This window comes from Sporosarcina sp. USHLN248, assembly GCF_037144575.1.
Lineage (GTDB): Bacteria > Bacillota > Bacilli > Bacillales_A > Planococcaceae > Sporosarcina > Sporosarcina contaminans.
Genome location: NZ_JBBCZC010000129.1, coordinates 1 through 230, shown reverse-complemented (window position 1 = coordinate 230; position 230 = coordinate 1). Strand labels below are relative to the sequence as shown.

At 54.8% G+C, this 230-nt stretch carries 1 protein-coding gene; it reads right to left on the bottom strand.

Annotated features, from left to right (window positions below; translation table 11 throughout):
- Positions 1 to 26: 26 nt before the first annotated feature.
- Positions 27 to 230: hypothetical protein (locus WFH04_RS18240; protein ID WP_336825745.1), on the bottom strand; the 204-nt coding region annotated here is incomplete at its 5' end.

Here is a 230-nt window from a genome sequence, read left to right as displayed (position 1 = left end):
TGCAAACACCAGCTCACGCGTCCACTTCAGGCTCTCGGACGAAATGCGTGCATTTCTTCTCGGGCCTTCCAGTGGCCGGTTGAGCTTAACGGTGTTTTCCGCTTTTCTTGTCCAGCTGCAGGTGGCAACCGCTCGGATCGCTTCGAATGAGATATAAAGGCAAAAAACGCCTTTAGTTTCTCATCCTCCAGCGCCGGTCGCGGCTGGACGCCACCTTCCGCTTTTCTTTG